This window comes from Streptomyces sp. NPDC054866, assembly GCF_053610745.1.
In genome coordinates this window covers 1-16,786 of record NZ_JBSGZA010000014.1, presented here as the reverse complement: position 1 = coordinate 16,786, position 16,786 = coordinate 1, and the positions used below count along the sequence as shown (strand labels likewise).

Below are 16,786 nucleotides of genomic sequence, written 5' to 3'. Positions count from 1 at the left end.
AGCTTGACTCTGAAGCTCCTGAGGCATCTGAAGATGTCCTTCGTCTTGAGCCCTTCTAGGGTGCGTCGTGCCACGTAGTCGCGGGTGCGCGGGTCGTGACGCATGCGGACCAACACGATTGTGTGCAGCGCGCGGTTGGCCTGGTGGTCTCCGCCACGGTTGAGTCGGTGGCGGTCGGTGCGACCGGAGGAGGCTGGCACAGGTGCGGCAGCGCACAGGTGGGCGAAAGAGGCTTCTGAGGCGAGCCTGTCAGGGTTGTCGCCGACGGTGACCAGCAGCTGCAAGGTCGCCACCCATAACCATGGTTACGAGGAACCTGGCCAGTAGTCACGGTAGAAACCGTTGCAGTACTAGAACCTAACGAAGCACTACTAGGCCCGGCGTGCGGCACCAGGTCGGAGAGGAGACAGAACACTAGGCACGGAACGACAGCTGCCCGCGCTTGTCCACATGGATGGCCCGGTCAAACCACTCCACACGCTGCACGCCGTCAGTACAGCTCATCGAGATGTCCTGGCAGAAGTAGCCGGTATTCTTACCAGGCTCCGCCGTGAAGACTTTCGGCAGCCGATCGCACCGCGGATCCACCGGCGCCAGAGGGCCTTCTGTTGTCCCGTTCTTCCCCTTCTCCCAGGCAAACAGATCGTAGACCGACTGGGCGGTGTGCACAGTCTTCAGCGGCCGGGCCGTGTAGACGAAGTCCTGGCTGAATACGCCGGCGCTGCCCGATGTCATCCCCTTGCTGGTCACCAGCCACGGCACGGTCACTCCCTCGAATCCAACAGTGCAGCGGACCGTCTCGCCGCGTGGCCGCACGACCTCCCCGTCGCACTCGCCGGCGTCGGTCTTACCGATGACGCCTGCCATGTCCAGGGTCTCCTGCCGCAGGTGGTTGAGTACCTTCTCGACGGGCTCCGCCTTGAGATCCGGCGATGGGAGCGCTTCCTCCAGCTTGGAATCGGCGAGACCGGGGTGCCGCTGGCTCGGCTCGATCTCCACCGGCCGCTTCTCACCCTTGACCGACGACAGCTTCGGCTTCGCACCGCAGCCGCTCGGCTCGCCGGCGCAGCCGACAGCCAGGGCCATCACGGCTGCCACTACAGGGATCATGAGATGCCTCATCTCAATGTCCTATCCGCACGGGCCGGATGGCACACCCGACTGGATCGCAGGACGTCAACCGGACGAGGCCCACGCTCCCGCGCTGAGTGCCCCGGCGAGAGTCCGGCTACTGCGGGCCAGGGGGAAGCCATTGCTTCCCCCTGGCCTTGCCGGTATGCAGGACGAACAAGATCCCGCACAGCGCCTGCCGGTCCGGCACCCGCGGTCTGCCCTCAACCTGCTTCGGAGCGGGCTCGGTCAGCAACGGCTCAATGAGCGACCACAGTTCGTCCGACACGATCCACGGTCGCGGCTGACGGTTCCCCATAACCAGACCAACGAGCCGACAAGCCAACAAGCCAACAGTCACATGATCAACCGCTTTTGTTAGAGCCAGTTAGCGTGCTCAGTGATCGCCGCCTGGATCAAGGCCGACGTCTCACGCCACCGACGCCACTGCGTCTGGCACTCCTCATCCATGAGGCCCGCGAGCTTCGCGCGGTCTTCCTCGGCGGAACGTTCCAGCTTGATCAATTCATCGGAGATGTCTGCCACGAGCGGATCTTAGAGGTCGTTTCATCTTGTTGTTTCATCCCTGGATGCGGCTTTGGTGTGCTGGTGTCGGGTCACGCCAGGAGATGGTGTTCTCTCCGGTGAGGTGGCGGGCCATGAGGTCGGTCATGGCGAGGTGGATCATGGCTTCGGAGTGATGCGGGTGGGTCTCGTAGTCGCGGGCCAGGCGGCGGTGGAGCATCAGCCAGCCGTAGGTCCGCTCGACCGCCCAGCGTTCGGGGATCGGCGTGAACCCCCTGCTTCCGCGGTGGCGTTGGACGATTTCGAGGTCGATGCCGACGGTGGCGGCGTGCTCGATGAAATGTTTGCGGTAGCCGCCGTCGACCCACACCTTGCGCAGGCCGGGGTAGTCGGCAGCGGTCTGCTCGAGAAGGGTGCGGCCGGCCGTGGAGTCCTGGACACCGGCCGCGGTGACCAGCACGGCCAGCAGCAGGCCAAGCGTGTCGGTGGTGATGCTGCGTTTGCGGCCCACGATCTAATGGGCGACAGATCGGACCCGTGAGGACAGCCATCGCCGGAGTTCGATACGCGCCGTTGCCGGCGGCCGGCGCCAGCGCAATGCCCACCCACGATCCGGGCACGAGCCCTCAAAGAAGACCGGCGAGTGCTGGCGCTCGCCATCGGCAACGTAACCGACCACATGATCTGACTGTTGAGATCGTGGTCCGAGCCGCCCGCGAGGGTCACCTCTGATGTGTTCGGGAGCCGGAGAGCTCCTGCCAAGACCGAGGGCCTCGCGGGTCGCTGGGGTCACGAACGGCTAATCGGATGTCAGGCCGTGGAGCCCTGCCAGTCGCACGCACCTTTCGGACTCAGCCGAAACCTCTTACCCACGCCCCCGGAGCGCTGCGAGCCTCATGGAGACAACAGACCCGACACGGGGGAACACTATGAACATACGCACACGCGCACTGCTGGCCATCTCGGCGGGCGCACTGACGCTGGGCGCCGTCGCCGCTCCTGCCTCCGCCGACCAGCGCAGCGGCACTGTCGACGGGGCGCACTGGTACATCGGCACCGGCAACGCCTACGGCAAGGTGGTATGGGACGACCGCAACTCCAGCGGCGACTCCGACCGGCTCTACCTGTTCGACGACCTCATCCCCGCCGGATACTCGGTGAAGATGACGGTCAAACAGGGCTCCTTCAAGGACACCGTCTACGCCTCCAACGGCGGCTCCGACAGCATCCGCATACCCGGCTTCAGCAAGGGCGAGAAGGCCAAGTTCAAGGCCTGCGCCCGGGACAACGGCGAAACGGTCACCTGCCGACCCTGGACCACCGTCACCGAATAGGACGAGGAGCAAGGTCGACGCGGTCGGGGCCACGGCCCCGACCGCGCCGACCACCGTCACACATCCGCTGGGATGTGCGACGCCCTGGCCGGTTGCCCGGTGGGGGCGGCCCAGGTTTAGGGGGGCCGCAGCGGTCGGCCCGGCACTGACACGCCGGGCGTCACGACCTGGAAGCGCCGTCGGAGACCAACCAGCCAGATCACCCGCGGCGCACGGCCACGCTCATGGCCAACGATCGGATGAAGACCCCGCCCGGGACCTCCGGGCGGGGTCTTCGTGCTACTCGTCCTCGAACTCGCTCAGGTAAGCGGCGTCAGGGTCATCCAACAGACCCTGCACGTGGCCTTCCTCGCGCTCGGGAAGCGCACCAGGCAGCCGGCGCACAGCTGGCCCCCCTCGCCCTCTCGCACAGCCCTGCAGCCAGTGCACGCGGCATCGAAGTGAGCCGTCTGCGGGCGGCGTTGGACCTGTACGTGGGTGGGTTCGCCGGTATGCCGCATCCCCTCCCCCACAGATCAACGGCCCGCTCCCGCCTCACGGGTCCAAGTCGAACTCACGAGTTTTGTCAGATGCGTTGACGAACTACCTGCCTGCTCCTAGCTTCAACTCGCCACGTTTCATATGTCATATATGAGACGCGGTATGCCGTACGCGACGCACATCCGCCCTGGGCAGGGCTGTTCAGAGGAGAAGAGGACCTATCATGCGTTCCCGCACCCGCAAGGGCACCCGCCGATCCGCCCCGACAGCCATCACCCTGACCGCCCTCCTCGGCCTCACCGCCACCGCGTGCGGTGACAACGGCTCCGGCATCGCGGGTGGGGAGGGCGGCGAGGGCTCCGGCAAGGGGACGATCACCTTCTGGGACAACAACACGGCCGTCCGCCGCGACATCTGGCTGGAGATCATCAGGGACTTCGAGAAGAAGTACCCCGACATCAAGGTCCAGTACGTCGGCGTTCCCGCCGAGAACGCCCAGTCGAAGTACGACAACTCCATCCAGGGCGGCGGCCTGCCGGACGTCGGCGGGGTCGGCGCCGCCATGCTCGCCGGGATCGCCGCGCAGGACGCCCTGGAGCCGCTGCAGGACCGGCTGGCCGAGAGCCCGCTGGAGGGCGAGCTCAGCGAGAGCATGCTCAAGTCGACGGCCTCGGCGGGCGGCACCTCTCAGCTGTTCATGGTCCCGACGTCCGCGAACAACGGTGTCATGTACTACCGCACCGACCTCTTCAGGGCCGCCGGCCTGGACGCGCCGACCACCTGGAACAAGTTCTACGAGGCGGCGGACCGCCTCACCGCCAAGGACAAGAACCGGTTCGGCTACACCATTCGCGGCGGCGTGGGGTCCATCGCCCAGGCCCTGGACGCGATGTACGGGCAGAGCGGCATCAAGTCCTTCTGGAACGCCGACGAGACCAAGACCACGGTCAACCACCCGAGAAACGTCGCCGCTCTCGAGAAGTACACGGCCCTCTACAAAAAGGTGACACCGGCCGCCGACCTCAACAACAACTTCACGCAGATGGTCGCCCAGTGGGACGGCGGCCAGATCGGCATGCTCAGCCACAACCTCGGCTCCTACCAGGACCACGTGAAGGCCCTCGGCGCCGGAAAGTTCCGCGGCCTTCCGAACCCGAAGGCCGCGGGCGGCAACCGCGTCCAGGTGTCCAACCCGATCGACGGACTGTCGATCTTCAAGACCAGCACCAAGAAGAAGGCCGCCTGGAAGTTCATCGAGTACGCCTCCTCCCACAAAGCGAGCTCCAAGTTCAACGAGTCAGCGGGCCTGATCCCGGCCAACAATGCGGCGGCCAAGGACGCCTGGGTCGAGAAGTCCGAGCCGACACGCCTGGCCGCCGAAGCGCTCAACTCCCCCACCACCACCATCGTTCAACTGCCGTACTACCTGCCGGACTGGAACACGATCTCCAAGGCCGACAACGAACCCGCCTTCCAGAAGGTCATGCTCGGAAAGACCAGCGCAAAGGACTTCCTGGACGACCTCGCCGACCAGCTCAACACCGCGCAGGCCGACTGGAAACGACGGAACGGCTGACGCGCGCGATCAGCGGTCGAGTCGTCGTGGGGCACCGGGCGGCCAATCACTGGAAGCCACAAACGGCAGAGCCTTTTGAACCACACCCGGCACCCCTGGGCGGGTCAACCATACGAAGGGCTCACCGCATCCCGCAGAACAACGTAGGGAGCCTTTTCCAACCTCAGGTTGAGGCGTGACGAAGGGCGGGGATGGTCTTCACGATGGCGGTGGCTCGGTTGGTGCTACAGCGGAGTTTCCGCGGGAGGCGCCAGCCCTTCAGGGCGGCTATGGCTTGGTCGCCGAGGCAACGGATTCCGGCCTGGCCGCTGTTGTGCCGACGTCGCCGCAGCTTGAGATGCCGACCGCGGAAGGGCGCCCGGGTGGTGCCGCCGGCGCCTTGATACGCCTTGTCCGTCCAGCACTTCACCTCCGCGTCGCGGGGGGTGTAGTCACCGGCAGCACCCGTGTCGTGGCGAGCGCCCGGAGCGGTGGGTGAGGCCGCCAGGAGTCGACCTGTCGCATCGGCGATGGCCTGCCACGCCGGGCTCGTCGGACATGGCGGCGCCGACCCGGTTGGGAGCTGCAGGGGAGCTGCGCACCAACCGGTGACCGGTGGGTGCGGGCTCGGTCTACCGGTTCGCGGCTTCGCGAGAGGCGGTCCGGTTCGTGCGAATGACCGCGCGGCCCACGGCGTTGCGCACCGCGAGGCCCGGCCGGGTGCGGGGCACCATGAGCCTGGAGAGCAGGCCGACGCGTCGCTGCCGCGGGCCTACCTCACGGCGGAGCCGCGACTCGTAGGCGGTGAAGGCGCGGGCGTGATCACCGGGATGGGTGGCGAGCTCTTCTGCGAGGGCGTACGCGCCCGCCATCGCCATGCTGGACCCGTCGCCCAGCAGGGCTGTCGCCGCCGCCGCGTCCCCGAGCAGTACGACCCGTCCGCGGGACCACGAGGGCACCCGGACGGTGGTCAGGGGGTCGAAGAACGGAGCCGGGTGGTCGAGGAACGCCGCCACGAGTTCCGGTGCTCGCCACCGCACGTCGGCGTAGGCGTCGGCCACGGTCTGCTTGTGAAGGGCGATGTTCTTGCGGTCGTGGGGCGCCAGCTGTGCGGCCCGGAAGGTGAAGATCGCGAGCGGAGTGGTCCGCGAGGGGTGGAGGACCAGCATCCGGTTCGGCGCGGTCAGCATCGTCATCTCGGTCGGGTCCTCGATGGCGTCGGGTTCCAGCGGGACGGTCGCGCCGTACAGGCCCAGGTCGCTCGCGAACTGCCGCTCGGGGCCGAATACCAGGCGCCGTACGGTGGAGTGCATCCCGTCGGCACCGACGACCAAGTCGAAGCGCCGTGGCGCGGACCGCCGGAAGGTGACGTCCACCCCACCTTCGTCCTGGTCGAGAGCGGTGACCGTGTCGTCGAACAAGAACTCGGCCTCGGTCTGCGCCGACCGGTGGAGCACCTCGGACAGGTCGGCTCGGGTCACTTCGACCGTCGGAGTCTTGTCCGAGGTGAGCGGGAGTTGCAGGATTCGCCTGCCGCCGGGGTCGAGCAGGGACAGCGACCGATTGCGGGTGGCGAGCCCATGGAGCTGCGGGAGGATGCCCATGCGGTCGGCGACCGGGATCGCGGGCCCCTTCACGACGATCGCGCTACCACCGGAGCGCAGCTGCCGGGCGTGTTCGACGACCGTTGGCCGGTATCCATTCCGGGAGAGCCAGTAGGCGAGTGCGGGCCCTGCGATTCCGGCACCGACTATCAGCACCTCGGGTTTCTTCATGACGATGACCTCTCTGAGTGTCGATGACCAGTTCCCCGGTGAGTGCCGGTGCCGGTGCCGGGGCTCAGGGCGCGGCGGCACGGGGCAGCACAACCCGGGCGAGGTACGAAAGATTTCGTACCTCAGTGGAGCACGTCCTTCAGGTACGATGCAAGTCGTACCTGAAGGAGGTGTGGCGTGGCCGGGAGGAACCTGGTCGGCCCGGAGGCCGATGCGCTCGATCTGGGTGCGGTGTTTCGCGCCCTCGCCGACGAGAACCGTCGTTCGGTGATGACGGAGTTGGCCGCCGACCGCAGCGACAGCGAGCGGGGCTGCAACTCGTTCGATCTTCCGATCTCGAAGCAGACCCAGACCCACCACTTCCGGGTCCTGCGCGAGGCAGGTCTCATTGACGAGATCGACTACGGCAACCGCAAGGGCATCCGACTACGACGCGCGGACATCGAGAAGAGATTCCCCGGGCTGCTGACGCTCCTGGGCGCAGAGTCCCCGGGCGGTACCGCTCCTCGCTGAGCACAGCTGAGCACACCGGAGGGGAGTCCGAGTCGTCCCTGAGCCGCGAGCTCGGCCGAATCCAGCTCGCGCCCGGCTCGCAGGTAGCCGAGCACGACGCGGGCACGAAGGGGATCGGTGTCGCTTCGCCCCCCGTCCCGCGCTCGTGATCGGCGCCGAACTCTTCCGCACACTCCCTCACGCCACCACCCACTGAGGTTTCCTCAACCTGCGTGCGGAGCAGGGCCACTGGGGGGTGAGGGTGGGGTCCGGGCGTAGAGAAGCTCCTGGTAGACGGTGCGTGTCGAGTCCAAGCCATCCTGCCAGGAGCTTTCCGCATGCTCGTCTACCCAGCCGGGGCCGATCTGTCCACCTCCGCTCTGCGCTTCCTCGCCCGTGAGTTGACCGCACGTCGTCTTGCGCAAAGGACACGATGGCGCCGGCTGGCCGCCGGACGGAGGGCACTGCTCGTGCTGGCTCATCTACGATGCGGCCATACCTACGCCCAGCTCGCCGCCGGATTCGGTGTGGGCACCACCACCGCCTACCGGTACATCGCCGAGGCCGTCGATATCCTGGCCGCTCTGGCTCCAACCCTCGCCGAGGCGGTGAGGACAGCCTCCGGCAAGGCGCGAGGTATCACCTCCCTTCGACCATGCCTACGTCACCGCGCTGCGGGGCAACCGCGTCGTACTCGAAGCGCGCTCGGCGATCGCCCGGCGCCGCCGGGACCAGCGTGACGGGACCAGGTGGGACCCTCGCGAGCCCCTGCTCCATGGGCGGGCGGTCGACGAACAGCTCACCCGTCTCACCCGGGGCCGGGTCAGCGGGCACAAGCACGAGCCATCCGAAGGCACCGAAGGCTCAGGGCACTGACCGGGCACACCCCTGCCGTCCGCAGCGGTAGCCGACCCATCACGCGCGGGACATTGGCCTATGGGCGTGGACTCTCTCGGGCCTTGACCGCCTCGTGCGGTGGCCACGAACGTTGGTTGCTCAGGCGGCTTGAGGTCGTGGTCGTCCCCAGCGTTGTTGGCGGTCGCTGCGGACCTTGGCGCGTTCGCGGCGTTGGGCGGCCAGGACGTCGGGGTGGCGGGCGTTCGCGTTGCGCCATCGCAGGTAGTCCTGCAGTTTGCGGGCCAGCACGGTGTGGTTGGGGTGGTTGGAGCCTGCCAGGACGAAGTTCCGTAATCAGGGGCCGCTCGGCTCCGTGCCCTGGTCGGTGCCCGTGGTAGTACCCGCTGTGCACGGTGCGGCTCGCTCGCCCTCGCGGACGTGGTGGACGTAGACCACATGCAGCCGCTCGCACTCGGGGCGAGAACACAGACGGCAACGTTCAACCCCTGTGCCACGGCTGCCACTCGGCCAAGACCGCCGAGGACTTCTCCGGAACCGTCACCGGGACGTAAGCCACGCTGCAAGCCCGCTTCCCGTTGCGGTGCTGAGAGCTGCCACCAGCCATCCAGGGACGCGCTGAACGATGATGCGCACTCCGCCTAGCCGCACGTCGACTACGGCAACGGCTGGATTGGTCTCGTCCTCGGCAGTACGGCGCTGCATGCTCCTGTTTGTCATGTTCCAAGGCTGCAATGAACCTTGCATGGGTTGCTAGATCGTTCTTTCGAGTACATAGCGATGGCTACTTCTGTTGTAATCACGACGCGCACTCACGCTCTGCGCCGATACACAAGAAGGCGTAGAGGAATCTACGTTCTCTACGCAGAAGGCCAGTTCCCTGACTTTCGGTCGCCGATAACAGTTCTATTTCGGCTCCCCCGAGGTGGCACGCCCATACCCCCACTTCCCTCGACCCCTCGACCCCTCGCTGGAGGTGATCCCCCATGCCCCGTAAGCCCCGTCCTCCGGCCGACGCGCAACCCCCACACCAACCCGCGCACCCGACGACGCACCAATGAACAGCAGCGTGATGGAGCCATGCAGCCCAGCCCTGCGTCGATAGAAGTACAGGCGTAGGAGGGGCCATGTCCGCGTACAAGTGATCGTGGCCCTGGCAAGATTTCCGTGAAGTTGGGGAGTGCCACCGTGCGCCGGTGACGCCCCGTTATTGGTCACGGCGTCGGAGCAGGGCCATGAGGATGAGGCGGTGGCGGAGAAGTGGAACTCCCGCGCGTCCGGCCATGATCCGCTTCTGGAGCTTCAGGTCGGTGATGCGGACTTCGTTGACGCCGGAGTTGAACGGGGTGGTGATGTCCTGGACGACTGCGGGCTGGTCTTCGCGGATGGGCGTTGGCCAGGCTGACCAGGGCGGGGAGGCGGGAGGTCGCGAGTTGCTCGAGCCAGCGTGTCAGTAAGGTGGCGTCGCGGGAGTCGAGCATGGCGGCGAACTGTCGCACCAGGTCGTGGGTTTGGTCCAGTTCCGGGCAGTGCTCGAGCAGCTGTTTGAGTGCCTCGGTGGCGTGCAGGCCGCGCTGGGGTGGCGTGGTGGTGATCCAGCGGGCGACCTACCGGGGCGAGGGCGGTTGCTCGCGCGGTGTATCGATCGGCAGGCCCCGGCGCAGCGGCGCGATGGCCATCTTGACCCGCTGGTAGTGGCCCCGGTAGCCCTTGGCGAGGATCTCCTGGTGCAGCATCGTCGCGCTGTGCTCGCCCTCCTCCCACCGCTGCCGCAGGTACTCCAGGTACGGATCGATGCTGGTGGGCCGCCGGGAGGGCGTGCGGCGTACGCATTCCTGCCAGGTGGCGGCTCGCGCGTATTTGCCCACGGTGCGCCTGTTCAATCCGAGCTGGTGGGCTGCGGCGTGAAGAGAGACGCCGGTGTCGGTCACCGCGTGCACCGCTTCGAATAGTCTTTTCGCGTGGCGGCGAGCACTGGTGTCGGCCTGGCCGGACGGTTCCGCCTGGCTCGGTGGCGGCGGTGCCGCTTCAATCGGGAACTGCTGCGGGCAGGCAGCTGCGATGGGCGGCGGCAAAGGTCGCCGCCGACAGGCGTCGCCCGTCGGGCAGTTGGAGCGGTGCAATGAGCCACCGCTTCGCATAGAGCACTACCCAAGGCAGGTCGGTGTTCGCCTCCACGGCCTTGACCATGAGGGCGTGATCCACGGAATCGAAGAACTTCTGGACATCGAGGTCTAGGACCAGTCCTTCTTCCAGCACCTCTGTCGGCATCGCTCGACCGCCTGTAACGCCGACCGCCCGGGCCGATACCCGTAGGAGTCGTCATGGAAGATCGACTCCGTCCTGGGCTCCAGCGTCAGGGCGACCACCGTCTGAGCAATTCGGTCGGCCACAGTGGGCACCCCGAGGACTCTCGTTCCTCCGGGCTTAGGGATCTCGACTGCCTTCACCGGCGGCGGAAAGTACGTACCCGAGGGCATCCGGTTCCAGATCTTGTACAGGTTTCCCCGCAGATCCTTCTCGAAGTCCTCGATTGAGCACTCGTCCACTCCGGCCGCACCTTTGTTGGCCTTGACTCTTTCGTATGCCTCCCACACCAGTCGCTTCGAGATGACGAACGGCTTGTCCGCCAGACCTGACATGCCCACCCGCTTCCTCCCGGAGAACATCCGGTTGTTCGCGCGAACAAATCATCAATGAGCCGGCCCCTTCGCTCCACCCCGGTTATCGAGGCTTCACCACTACTACGAACCGGTCCGCCAGCGCGTGCCGTATCGGTACTCAGCACCTCACGGTTTCCGCCGCCCGGCGCGCTCCCTCTCGCCAACTCCCCTCTCTCAAGCAGGGTTGGACGGATCGGCACTCGCCTTCCCACGTTCCATGCAGAAGCCGCAGACCGGACTCGCGCCGCCTCAATGCCGGACACCGCCTGGCCAATAGACGGCACCCCGCCAGGCTCATCTCGGCGCCCTTTAACCGCCCCGGTTTTGATGTCAGCTACTTGTTTCGACACTTCGTCAGCGGTTCGCTTTCGCTCGCCTTTCCGGTCCCCACCTGACGCCTCTTGGACGCCTTTTCCTCAACGCTCACCACGACGGTCTTCAGCCCACGCAGCTTGAGGTGGTTTGACGCCTGCCCCCGCAGGGCGACGCCGAAGGGCCACAAAACCCCCGCCTGCGGAGCGACGCCCGGAACGCACGCTTGCCGCACGTCGCCGAACGACATGCGGTTCACGGGAAGGTGATGGCACTGTCGGCGGGCGTGAGCATGATCCAGCGCAGGGTCGGAGCGTCGCAGGGTACGCAGGCGGCGACACGGACCTCCGTCGGACGCGGTGAGACCGTCGGCAGGTACATCGGTCGTGCCGAGCCGAGCGGGAAGCGGCCCGCGGGCGCGTGGGACTGCCAGAGCCGTTCCACCTCCGGTGCCCGGCGGATGGCGTGCACGACCTCGTCGAGGCGAGTGTTCTCTCCGCCGTGCTGCCAGGAGAGCCGCAGCTGTCCCAGTAGCGGTTCGGCCCAACTGTTCTGCCATGCGCGCAGTTGGTAGCGGGCCTCCTCGGAGAACGCCCAGAGCATGACGTTGGCCTGCGGGCGCACGAGCCAGGGGCAGTGGCGAGCGGCGATGTCGTTCGCGTGGATGACATCCCAGGCCTCATCGCACAGAAAGCTGATGCAGCGCTGCCGACGCACCAGCTCGAGCAGTTCGGGTGCGGGGTCCACGTGCCCCGCCTGCGGCTCGGTGTGGCCGGTGCCCCGGTAGAGCGCGGCTGCCTGGGCGGGTCCGAGTCCCAGGATGCGCACGACGCCAGCGATGAACTCCCGGCTGTAGGGCCGGTCCTCGCCGCTCTCCAGCGCGCGGTACCAGCGCTCGGAGACGCCGAGGAGCAGGGCCATGTCGAGCTGGGTGAGGCGAGCGCGTCGGCCACGCCCCGGCACCAGGGTCGGAACCGCCTCCAACGGCCGGGCCGCGCGCCAGGTGCGAAGCATCCGTCCGAGGTCCTGACGGCGGGCATCCATAAGGCAAAGCTCCAGTAAATTCAGCGGTGCGCCCCGGGCGCGGCCATGGCGAGTGGGCTGGTCAGAGCGGTCGAATTCACGCAGGTGGGGACAGTACGTCGGCGTACCAGAACCGGAACCTCACAGTACCGGAACCACAAAGTTCCGGTGGGGCCCGTCGTCGGCGGTCATGGTGTGGGCCGCAGCGGCGCCGGGCCGGGCGGCCACCACGTCGCCCCGGGTGTTCCGCATGCGCCCTGCCCGCACGCCCTTGGAGGTTCTTCCGATGACCTACTTCCTGCCCGAGACGGACCCGGTGCTGACCGCGGCCCGAGGCCTCGCCCTGACCCACCCGGACGCGATCGCGGTGCACGACGCCCCGCTCTACCTCACCGCACGCTCGCCCCACCCCAGCCGGCGTGTGGCTCTCGTGTCGGGCGGCGGGTCCGGTCACGAGCCGCTCCACACCGGCCTGCTCGGCCGTGGCGGCCTTGACGCGGTGTGTCCGGGACAGGTCTTCGCCTCCCCGCACAACCGGCAGATCTACGAGGCGAGCCGGGCGACCGCCAAGCGGGACGGTGTCCTGCTCATCGTGAAGAACTACACCGGCGACGTCATCAACTTCCAGATCGCGGTGGAACGCCTGCGCCACGACGGCATCACCGTGGCGACGGTCCTGGTCGACGACGACCTCGCCACCGACATCGCGGACAGTGCGACCGGCCGCCGCGGCACCGCGGCCACCGTGGTGGTGGAGAAGCTGCTCGGCGCCGCCGCGGACCGCGGCGCGACACTGGAGGAACTCGCCGCTCTCGGCTCCCGGATCGTGTCCCGGTCACGCAGCCTCGCGGTCGCCGCCCGTGCGCAGACGTCGCCGACCACCGGGGAATCCGCCTTCGACCTGCCCGCCGGAATCCTCGACTACGGCGTCGGCATCCACGGCGAACGCGGCATCCGCACCATGGTCCGCCCGCCGGTCGGCACTCTCGTACGACAGATGACGGACGAACTCCTCGCCGCGCTTCCTCCCGGCCCCGACGAGGTGCTCGCCCTCGTCAACGGCCTGGGTGCCACCACCAGCCTGGAACTGCACTCCATCAGCACTCTGCTGGTGGACGCACTCGGCGAGCGCGGCGTCCGGACCGCCCTCGTCGTCCCCGGCACCTACACCTCCGCCCTGGACATGGCCGGCTTCTCGCTCACCCTGACGCGGCTCGAGGAAGGCTGGACGGACCTGTGGGCCGCACCCACCGACACCCCGCTCAGTTTCCCGAAGCACGTCATCGCCGTGGACTCCGGCGCGCCCTCTCCGGCGCCGGTGGCCGCCCCGCCCCTCGCCGATGACCGACAGGGCAGCCGTGCGGTGCTCGACCGCTACGCGCTGATCGTCACCCAGGTCCGCGACAACCTCACCAAGCTGGACCAGCTCGTCGGTGACGGCGACTTCGGCGACAACCTCGCCGGCGGCGTGCGACGCGCCGGTCGCCGCGCGGACGAGACCGGCGTCGAGGGGACCGCCGCACTGGCCGATGTCTTCCTCAACGAAGTGGGCGGCACCAGCGGCCCGCTGTTCGGGCTGCTCTTCCAGCACTTGGCCGCGGTCTCGCCGGCCGACGGCCAGCCGCCGTCCCTGACCGCGCTGGCCGACGCCACCGGTGCGGCGCTCGCCGCGATTCAACGGGTCGGCGGCGCGGCCCCCGGCGACTGCACACTCGTCGACGCCCTCGCCGCCACCGCCGACACGCTCGCCTCCCCGCCCCCGGAAGCCGCCGAGGCTCCCTTCACCTGCGCCGCGGAAGCAGCCGTCCGGGGCGCTCTGGCCACCGCGTCGCTGCGGGCCCGGCGCGGCCGGGCGAGCTACGTCGGCGATCACGCCCTGGGCGTTCCCGATCCCGGTGCGCTGGCGGTTGCCCTCCTCTACACCGCGCTGGCCGATGTGTACGAGCCGTCCACGGCCACCCGCCTGCCGGCCCCCGGATACATCACGGCGCACTGACCGGTGACCGCCTCCGGCTCGCGATTCAGAACCCGTCCTCGATCCCTTGATCAGCACGCCGCACTCGCACTCGACGCCGAGCCGACCTGGCCCGACCAGTACGCCTACGCCGTCAAGCGCCGCAAGCGCTGACTACCCACCCCGTATAGCTACAGCCTCCGCCGCGGTGCCCCCAGCAGGGAAGGCGTGCTGAACCACCGCACTGGGAGATCCCCATGAACCACCTGCAGGACAACGTCGTCGTCATCACCGGGGCCTCCTCCGGCATCGGCGCCGTCAGCGCCAAGGCCCTCGCCGCCCGCGGCGCCAAGATCGTTGCCGCCACCCGCGGCCAGGAAGACCTCGACCAGCTGACCGCCGACATCGAGAAGGCCAGCGGCACCGCAGCCGCCCGGCTCACCGACGTCGCCGACGCCGCAGACGTGCAGGCGCTGGCCGACTTCGCCCTCGCCGCCTACGGGGTGTCGACGTCCTCGTCAACAACGCCGGACTGATGCTCTTCTCGTACTGGAAAGACCTCGCGCTCGACGACTGGAACCGGATGCTCGACGTGAACATCCGCGGCTACCTCAACGGCGTCCACGCCGTCCTGCCCGTGATGCTCCGCCAGAAGTCCGGCCACATCCTCAACATGGACGCGGTGGCCGGACACCAGGTCGACGACGGCGCCGGTGTCTACAGCGCGACGAAGTTATTCGTGCAGGCCATGACCGAATCCATGCGCAAGGAACCCGGCGTCCACGAGGGCATCAAGGCCTCCACAATCAGCCCCGGCGTCATCGACACCGGCTGGGCCAACAAGGTCACCGACCCCGCCGGGCGCAAGGCCGCCCAAGAGCTCAACACCATCGCCATCAGCCCCGAAACCATCGCCGACGCCGTCCTCTACGCACTCGACCAGCCCGCCGACGTCACCGTCAACGACCTCGTCATCTCCCCCACCCGCCAGAACTGGTAACACCCCTGGGCCCCGAAAAAGGTCCCTGCGACGGCGGGACGACCCACATCGAGCCCACCCACCGTCGCCCTGGTTCCTCGCAGTGGCGCGGAGGAATCCGCATGTCCATCTCCCCATCAGGCACCGTAGACAGCCCCAATGCCCCCCCGGACTGAGTCACTGGCGGCTCCCGCAGGGTGGAACCCGTCACGGCCCCCTGCCCACGGCCCAACTTCCGTCTGAGTTCCCCCTCGAACGACTACAGGAATCTGCGAACCCACGCACTTCCATGTATGCGCTGCTGGGCTTGCAGCGTGCCCGTGTGCGGGCTCTGTCCCTGCGCGCCGATCTCGCCCCACCGCCACGGATGTGGCCGGCCATGGTGAAGCCGAGGGCGGCCGGGGTGGCGTCTGCTCGGACGCCGATGGACTCGACGCTGCGGCAGGCGGAGGACAGCGCGGATGAACCCGCGCGTACGGAAGGGGCTGCTGTCCCGGGTGGTGCTACGGACGGGGCTGGACACCCTGGAGATCTGCGCGGTGGTGCTGCGGGTGCTGACCCGGAGCCTGACCGACCTGGCGAAGTTCCGTGCGGAGGAGTCACTGTTCCCGCCGGACGTGTCGGCCGGCCTCCAGGAGCTGTTCGAGCAACTAGCCGACGCCATCGAGAGCTTCGCCCGGCTGATCACCTCCCAGGTGGCCGCCAACGCGGAGCAGGCCGAGGAGCGGCTGACCGCCGCCCTGGCCACGAGCCGGCTCACCCGCGACCGGGTGGCCGAGATGCTGCTGGAGGACGTGCAGGAGCACCCCAGGCAGTGGCAGCTGCACGGCGCGCTGCTCGCCGAGATCGACCGGATCCTCGACGAGCTGGACCTCGACAAGCGCACCGAGCGCCTCATGCAGGAACTGGACCGCCGTTCGGCGGAAGTCAGCGAGCGCCACCCGCGGCTCGCGGCGCTGCGCCGCCGGCTGCGCGGCGAGAGCGGCACGGAGCGGCGGCCGACCGTGGAGGCCTGAGACCCCCCACAGGCACGGAACACGACGTGCGTGGCTCGACCGAGGAAAGAAGAGGCGTACGAACCGGCCAAGGCCCCGCCCTGGCCACCGACTTCGACCTGGACTGGCTCCCTGCCGCCGCGTGGCAGCACGTCGGCGACTCCGTCTGGGAGCCGCTCGTCTCGCCCGCCGGCGGCGAGCGAGAGCTGGGCAGCCCGGCCGACGCCCTGGTGGTAGTGCTGAGCACGCTGGCCCAGCGCCAGCACGACCGCGAACGCACCGTCGACCGGCTCCAGACGGTCATCGAGACCGGGCTGCTGCCCACCGAGCTCTTTGAAATGGCGGTGTGCTACCAGGCCAAAGCCCAGCGCGCGACCTCGGCCGCACGGCAGAATCGCGACACGGCTTGCAGCTGGTCGCTGACGGTAGCGGCCGCCTCGCCACCGCTGCCCGCCGTGTCTCCTTTCAAACCAGCGGCCCGAACCGTTCGAGTGCGCCTGCTTCCCGGTGAGCTCCGCTTACCCTCTGACGGGTACTTACCTGCGCACAGCCTCCGACGCCCTGCGCCACGCCCTCGCGGCGCTGCCGGCCAGTCCTCCGGCGGATTGAGAGCTGACGACAGATCGTCGTCACCTCTTCGGTTCTGGCTCAGCTTCTGTGGAGCGACTACGAAGAGCTAGTTACTTGCGATTCACGGTGCCTTCGCCGATGGCGACTGTCCCTGCTGCGCCTGG

At 68.0% G+C, this 16,786-nt stretch carries 12 protein-coding genes and 7 pseudogenes; 7 read left to right on the top strand and 12 right to left on the bottom strand.

Translation table 11 applies throughout. The annotated features are described in order from the left end of the window. Nucleotides 1-11: 11 nt before the first annotated feature. The 5 genes and pseudogenes from ACWGI2_RS40300 to ACWGI2_RS40280 all read right to left on the bottom strand — a co-directional run. Nucleotides 12-281, bottom strand: a pseudogene (locus tag ACWGI2_RS40300) (transposase); the annotation flags it as partial. Nucleotides 282-414: 133 nt separating this feature from the next. After that, the gene (locus ACWGI2_RS40295; RefSeq protein ID WP_453700949.1) at nucleotides 415-1,098 is read right to left on the bottom strand and encodes a hypothetical protein; all 684 of its coding nucleotides are present in this window, start codon (nucleotides 1,096-1,098) and stop codon (nucleotides 415-417) included. 172 nt (nucleotides 1,099-1,270) lie between these two features. Continuing rightward, nucleotides 1,271-1,429 (bottom strand): annotated as a pseudogene (locus tag ACWGI2_RS40290) (transposase); the annotation flags it as partial. Between the two features lie 59 nt (nucleotides 1,430-1,488). Beyond that, entirely contained in the window at nucleotides 1,489-1,656 is a 168-nt protein-coding gene (locus ACWGI2_RS40285; protein ID WP_453700947.1) for a hypothetical protein, read from the bottom strand. Nucleotides 1,657-1,690: 34 nt separating this feature from the next. Further along, nucleotides 1,691-2,149: pseudogene (locus ACWGI2_RS40280) on the bottom strand (transposase); the annotation flags it as partial. Between the two features lie 415 nt (nucleotides 2,150-2,564). Between ACWGI2_RS40280 and ACWGI2_RS40275 the strand changes: the two are divergent. Then, entirely contained in the window at nucleotides 2,565-2,969 is a 405-nt protein-coding gene (locus tag ACWGI2_RS40275; protein ID WP_453700946.1) for a hypothetical protein, read from the top strand. 703 nt (nucleotides 2,970-3,672) lie between these two features. Next, nucleotides 3,673-5,025, top strand: a complete 1,353-nt coding sequence (locus tag ACWGI2_RS40270) for an ABC transporter substrate-binding protein (protein ID WP_453700944.1) — start codon at nucleotides 3,673-3,675, stop codon at nucleotides 5,023-5,025. 611 nt (nucleotides 5,026-5,636) lie between these two features. Here ACWGI2_RS40270 and ACWGI2_RS40265 read toward each other — a convergent pair. Beyond that, entirely contained in the window at nucleotides 5,637-6,779 is a 1,143-nt protein-coding gene (locus ACWGI2_RS40265) for an FAD-dependent monooxygenase (protein ID WP_453700942.1), read from the bottom strand. Nucleotides 6,780-6,956: 177 nt separating this feature from the next. Between ACWGI2_RS40265 and ACWGI2_RS40260 the strand changes: the two genes are divergently transcribed. Continuing rightward, nucleotides 6,957-7,292, top strand: coding sequence for an ArsR/SmtB family transcription factor (locus ACWGI2_RS40260; RefSeq protein WP_435281736.1), 336 nt, complete (start codon nucleotides 6,957-6,959; stop codon nucleotides 7,290-7,292). 317 nt (nucleotides 7,293-7,609) lie between these two features. Continuing rightward, a pseudogene (locus ACWGI2_RS40255) lies at nucleotides 7,610-7,903 on the top strand (helix-turn-helix domain-containing protein); the annotation flags it as partial. A gap of 364 nt (nucleotides 7,904-8,267) precedes the next feature. Here ACWGI2_RS40255 and ACWGI2_RS40250 read toward each other — a convergent pair. The 6 genes and pseudogenes from ACWGI2_RS40250 to ACWGI2_RS40225 form a co-directional block, all read right to left on the bottom strand. After that, nucleotides 8,268-8,462: pseudogene (locus ACWGI2_RS40250) on the bottom strand (IS630 family transposase); the annotation flags it as partial. Nucleotides 8,463-9,733: 1,271 nt separating this feature from the next. Then, nucleotides 9,734-10,009, bottom strand: coding sequence for a hypothetical protein (locus tag ACWGI2_RS40245; RefSeq protein ID WP_453700941.1), 276 nt, complete (start codon nucleotides 10,007-10,009; stop codon nucleotides 9,734-9,736). A 145-nt stretch (nucleotides 10,010-10,154) separates the two neighbouring features. Next, the gene (locus ACWGI2_RS40240) at nucleotides 10,155-10,397 is read right to left on the bottom strand and encodes a hypothetical protein (protein ID WP_453700940.1); all 243 of its coding nucleotides are present in this window, start codon (nucleotides 10,395-10,397) and stop codon (nucleotides 10,155-10,157) included. Continuing rightward, nucleotides 10,361-10,768 carry a reverse transcriptase domain-containing protein gene (locus ACWGI2_RS40235; RefSeq protein WP_453700938.1) on the bottom strand — a complete coding sequence of 136 codons (408 nt, stop codon included), beginning with the start codon at nucleotides 10,766-10,768 and terminating at the stop codon, nucleotides 10,361-10,363. Before ACWGI2_RS40235 ends, ACWGI2_RS40240 begins: the two co-directional genes overlap by 37 nt. Nucleotides 10,769-11,123: 355 nt before the next feature. Beyond that, nucleotides 11,124-11,360, bottom strand: coding sequence for a hypothetical protein (locus tag ACWGI2_RS40230; protein ID WP_453700936.1), 237 nt, complete (start codon nucleotides 11,358-11,360; stop codon nucleotides 11,124-11,126). Beyond that, nucleotides 11,357-12,145: an MmyB family transcriptional regulator gene (locus tag ACWGI2_RS40225; protein ID WP_453700934.1), complete on the bottom strand. Its 789-nt coding sequence runs from the start codon at nucleotides 12,143-12,145 to the stop codon at nucleotides 11,357-11,359. The genes ACWGI2_RS40230 and ACWGI2_RS40225 overlap by 4 nt, the downstream gene beginning before the upstream one ends. A gap of 265 nt (nucleotides 12,146-12,410) precedes the next feature. Between ACWGI2_RS40225 and ACWGI2_RS40220 the strand changes: the two genes are divergently transcribed. From ACWGI2_RS40220 to ACWGI2_RS40210, 3 genes and pseudogenes are all read left to right on the top strand, one after another. Continuing rightward, nucleotides 12,411-14,120, top strand: coding sequence for a dihydroxyacetone kinase subunit DhaK (locus ACWGI2_RS40220; RefSeq protein ID WP_453700932.1), 1,710 nt, complete (start codon nucleotides 12,411-12,413; stop codon nucleotides 14,118-14,120). A gap of 215 nt (nucleotides 14,121-14,335) precedes the next feature. Then, nucleotides 14,336-15,078 (top strand): annotated as a pseudogene (locus ACWGI2_RS40215) (SDR family oxidoreductase). A 403-nt stretch (nucleotides 15,079-15,481) separates the two neighbouring features. Further along, nucleotides 15,482-16,073: pseudogene (locus ACWGI2_RS40210) on the top strand (hypothetical protein); the annotation flags it as partial. Between the last annotated feature and the right edge of the window lie 713 nt (nucleotides 16,074-16,786).

Bases quoted from the DNA above. Each gene is read 5' to 3' on its own strand.
- ACWGI2_RS40265 (WP_453700942.1), bottom strand. From the start codon at position 6,779: ATGAAGAAACCCGAGGTGCTGATAGTCGGTGCCGGAATCGCAGGGCCC.
- ACWGI2_RS40240 (WP_453700940.1), bottom strand. From the start codon at position 10,397: ATGCCGACAGAGGTGCTGGAAGAAGGACTGGTCCTAGACCTCGATGTC.
- ACWGI2_RS40225 (WP_453700934.1), bottom strand. From the start codon at position 12,145: ATGGATGCCCGCCGTCAGGACCTCGGACGGATGCTTCGCACCTGGCGC.
- ACWGI2_RS40220 (WP_453700932.1), top strand. From the start codon at position 12,411: ATGACCTACTTCCTGCCCGAGACGGACCCGGTGCTGACCGCGGCCCGA.
- ACWGI2_RS40275 (WP_453700946.1), top strand. From the start codon at position 2,565: ATGAACATACGCACACGCGCACTGCTGGCCATCTCGGCGGGCGCACTG.
- ACWGI2_RS40270 (WP_453700944.1), top strand. From the start codon at position 3,673: ATGCGTTCCCGCACCCGCAAGGGCACCCGCCGATCCGCCCCGACAGCC.
- ACWGI2_RS40235 (WP_453700938.1), bottom strand. From the start codon at position 10,768: ATGTCAGGTCTGGCGGACAAGCCGTTCGTCATCTCGAAGCGACTGGTG.